The following is a 2707-nucleotide window of genomic DNA, read 5'->3' as shown; positions in this document are numbered from 1 at the left end:
TCATGCTCTGGCCATGGCCCTTTCCTTGCATTGGTTTCTGCGTTTCGGGGCGGCTGCGCGCTCCCACATGGGTTTACGCTTGTCTCGGGTGGTTGCGGGATTGGCCGGGATGGCCGTGCGTCAGAGCAACAAAGGTTGGTCCGGCAACTCATTCGTACGCGGCGTGCCGTCAGATGGAAAGTGGCGGCCGAGGAGCGCGCCCACTTCGTCGACGCCGGTCAGCACAGCCTCGCGGAAGTGCCCTTTCGCGAATTCATCGCGCATGTGCGCCGTGATGGCGTGCCACTCATCCGGAGCCACCTTCGCGGCGATCCCGCGGTCGGCGACGATCTCGATGCGGTGTTCGGCGAGAAGGACGTAGAGCAGCACGCCGCAGTTCTCTTCGGTATCCCACACGCGCAGGTGTGAAAAGAGTGAGGCTGCCCGATCGCGGGCAGTCACACCTTCCAGGACGGCGGCCAGCGGCAGGCGCGATTCCACCGCGACACGCAGTTCCCCGCGGTGCGTGCACTCGCCGAAGCCTACGCGCTTCGCGATGTCATCCAGCGCTTCCTTCGGGAATTGCCTGCCGATCTGGAACCAGGCGCCGAACAGGTTGGTTGCTATCCGTTGCATGCCCATCACCAGCTCCCCGACGAACCGCCGCCGCCAAAACTGCCGCCGCCGCCACTGAAGCCGCCGCCACCGCCACCGCCGCCGAAGCCGCCACCCCCGCCAAAGCCGCCCCAGCCGCCCCAGCCACCGCCGCCGATGGAACGGCCGGCACCCGCGGGGATGGCCATGAGCAGCGCGCCACCGATCAGGCCGAGCGCACCGAAGACCAGGGAGTTCAGGAGGAGCCAGCCAAGGCCACCGGCGATGATGCCGCCGATGGGCATGCGAACGCCGAGCGGCGCACGGCCGAGCACGCCACGCAGGAACAGCACACCGAACAGCAGCGGGATGAGGAAGTGCCCTCCCCCGTTGCCGCGGCGCTCGTGGCTTTCATCCGGGTTGACCGGAGGCGGCAAGGTCTCGCCGTTGACGATCTGGGTGATCGCGTTGAGCGCCTCGGTGATGCCACCGTAGTAATCGTTGGCGCGCAGCTTCGGCGCCATGTACTCGCGGATGATCCGCGAAGCGATGGCGTCGGGGAGCGCACCCTCCAGGCCGTAGCCCACTTCGATGCGCACACGACGATCGTTCTTCGCCAGCAGCAGGAGCACGCCGTCATCCGTGCCCTTGCGGCCCACCTTGTTGGCCTCGGCCACGTTGATCGAGTAGCTCTCGAGGTCGTCGGGCTGGGTGGTGGGCACCATCAGCACGACGACCTGAGCACCCTTGGCCTTTTCCAGGGCGACCAGCCGGGCGTCCAGCTGGTTGACCTGGTCGGCGGTAAGGGTGCCGGTCAGGTCGGTGACGTGGCGGGTGAGCTTCGGGACGGCCGCATCGTCGGCCAGTGCCGCCAGGGGCGGCACCAGCAATGCAAGGACGAGCAGCAGCCGTGCCGCGAACCGGCGCATCAGTGCGCGGCCGAAGCCGCCGGTGCCGGCGCCGGGGCGCTGTTGAAGTCGACGGTGGGCGCCGTGGAGATGGCCTTCTCGTTCTCGACGCTGAAGTTCGGCTTCACCTGGTAACCCATGACCTTGGCCGTGAGGTTGTTCGGGAACGAACGGATCAGCGTGTTGTACGACTGCACGGCGTCGACGTAGCGCTTACGGGCGACGGTAATGCGGTTCTCGGTGCCCTCGAGCTGGGCCTGGAGGTCACGGAACGAGCCATCCGCCTTGAGCTGCGGGTAGTTCTCGCTGACCACCAGCAGGCGCGACAGCGCGCCGGAGAGCTGGCCCTGGGCGGCCTGGAACTTGGCCAACGCTTCCGGATCGTTCGCCTGTTCCGGCGAGAGCTGGACCTGGCCGACCTTGGCGCGGGCCGCGGTGACTTCCGTCAGCACGCGCTCTTCGTGCTGCGCATAACCCTTCACGGTATTGACCAGGTTCGGCACCAGGTCGGCGCGGCGCTGGTACTGGTTCAGCACCTCGGACCAGGCGGCCTTGACGGCCTCGTCCTCGCGCTGGATCGAGTTGTAGCCGCAGCCGGAAAGGAACCCGACGAGGGCGACGAGGGCAAAGGCGCGGAGGAATGTCTTCATGGCAGCGGGTTCCTTGGGTGTGCGGGGCACACGGTAACCCAAGTCGGCGCCCGGCGGATTGTTCCATCGGGCCCAGGCCAGCCCCGAAGGGTGGGCACGTGCCCACCCCCGGCGGGGGGCTTCAGAAATACCGGGGAACGAGGATCAGGGCCCAGCTGACGACGACCATGACCATCATCAGGAACACAGCGGCGGAGCCCATGTCCTTGGCGCGGCCGGCGAGCTCGTGGAACTCGGGGCTCACCTTGTCGACCACCGCCTCGATGGCCGAATTGAGCAGCTCCATGGCCAGCACCAGCATCGGGAAGGTGATCAGGATGATCTTCTCGACCCCGCCCGCGCCCAGCCAGAGGCCCAGCGGGATGACGACAATGGCGTTGAAGACCTCCAGGCGGAACGAGGCTTCATACTGGAAACAGGCTTTCAGGCCCTTCATGGACCAGCCAAAAGCCGTGTAGATCTGCCGCGGACCGCGGGGAACCGTAGATGCCATGGAGTTCAGGCCTGCCGCTGGGGCGCCTGGCGGGAAGCCCGCGAGGCCGGGTTGTAGGTGCACTGCGGCATGGAAAGGCGCCG

4 protein-coding genes are annotated in these 2707 nt (G+C 67.1%); all 4 read right to left on the bottom strand.

Annotated elements, in window-relative coordinates; genetic code table 11:
- Positions 1-120 precede the first annotated feature (120 nt).
- The 4 genes from ACTHLF_RS09780 to ACTHLF_RS09765 all read right to left on the bottom strand — a co-directional run bounded on the left by ACTHLF_RS09780 (position 121) and on the right by ACTHLF_RS09765 (position 2624).
- Positions 121-615, bottom strand: a complete 495-nt coding sequence (locus tag ACTHLF_RS09780; RefSeq protein ID WP_440326983.1) for a TPM domain-containing protein — start codon at positions 613-615, stop codon at positions 121-123.
- A 5-nt stretch (positions 616-620) separates the two neighbouring features.
- The gene (locus ACTHLF_RS09775; protein WP_440326981.1) at positions 621-1502 is read right to left on the bottom strand and encodes a TPM domain-containing protein; all 882 of its coding nucleotides are present in this window, start codon (positions 1500-1502) and stop codon (positions 621-623) included.
- Positions 1502-2131: a LemA family protein gene (locus ACTHLF_RS09770; RefSeq protein WP_440326979.1), complete on the bottom strand. Its 630-nt coding sequence runs from the start codon at positions 2129-2131 to the stop codon at positions 1502-1504. Before ACTHLF_RS09770 ends, ACTHLF_RS09775 begins: the two co-directional genes overlap by 1 nt.
- Before the next feature lie 121 nt (positions 2132-2252).
- Positions 2253-2624, bottom strand: coding sequence for a diacylglycerol kinase (locus ACTHLF_RS09765; RefSeq protein ID WP_440326985.1), 372 nt, complete (start codon positions 2622-2624; stop codon positions 2253-2255).
- Positions 2625-2707: the final 83 nt, after the last annotated feature.

Origin of the sequence: Luteibacter sp. (genome assembly GCF_051958795.1) — a bacterium.
Lineage (GTDB): Bacteria > Pseudomonadota > Gammaproteobacteria > Xanthomonadales > Rhodanobacteraceae > Luteibacter.
The sequence above is the reverse complement of the archived record's forward strand: the minus strand, read 5'-3'. Positions and strand labels throughout refer to the sequence as shown.

Coding starts and splice junctions, on each gene's coding strand:
- ACTHLF_RS09770 (WP_440326979.1), bottom strand. CDS start 2,131: ATGAAGACATTCCTCCGCGCCTTTGCCCTCGTCGCCCTCGTCGGGTTC.
- ACTHLF_RS09765 (WP_440326985.1), bottom strand. CDS start 2,624: ATGGCATCTACGGTTCCCCGCGGTCCGCGGCAGATCTACACGGCTTTT.
- ACTHLF_RS09780 (WP_440326983.1), bottom strand. CDS start 615: ATGCAACGGATAGCAACCAACCTGTTCGGCGCCTGGTTCCAGATCGGC.
- ACTHLF_RS09775 (WP_440326981.1), bottom strand. CDS start 1,502: ATGCGCCGGTTCGCGGCACGGCTGCTGCTCGTCCTTGCATTGCTGGTG.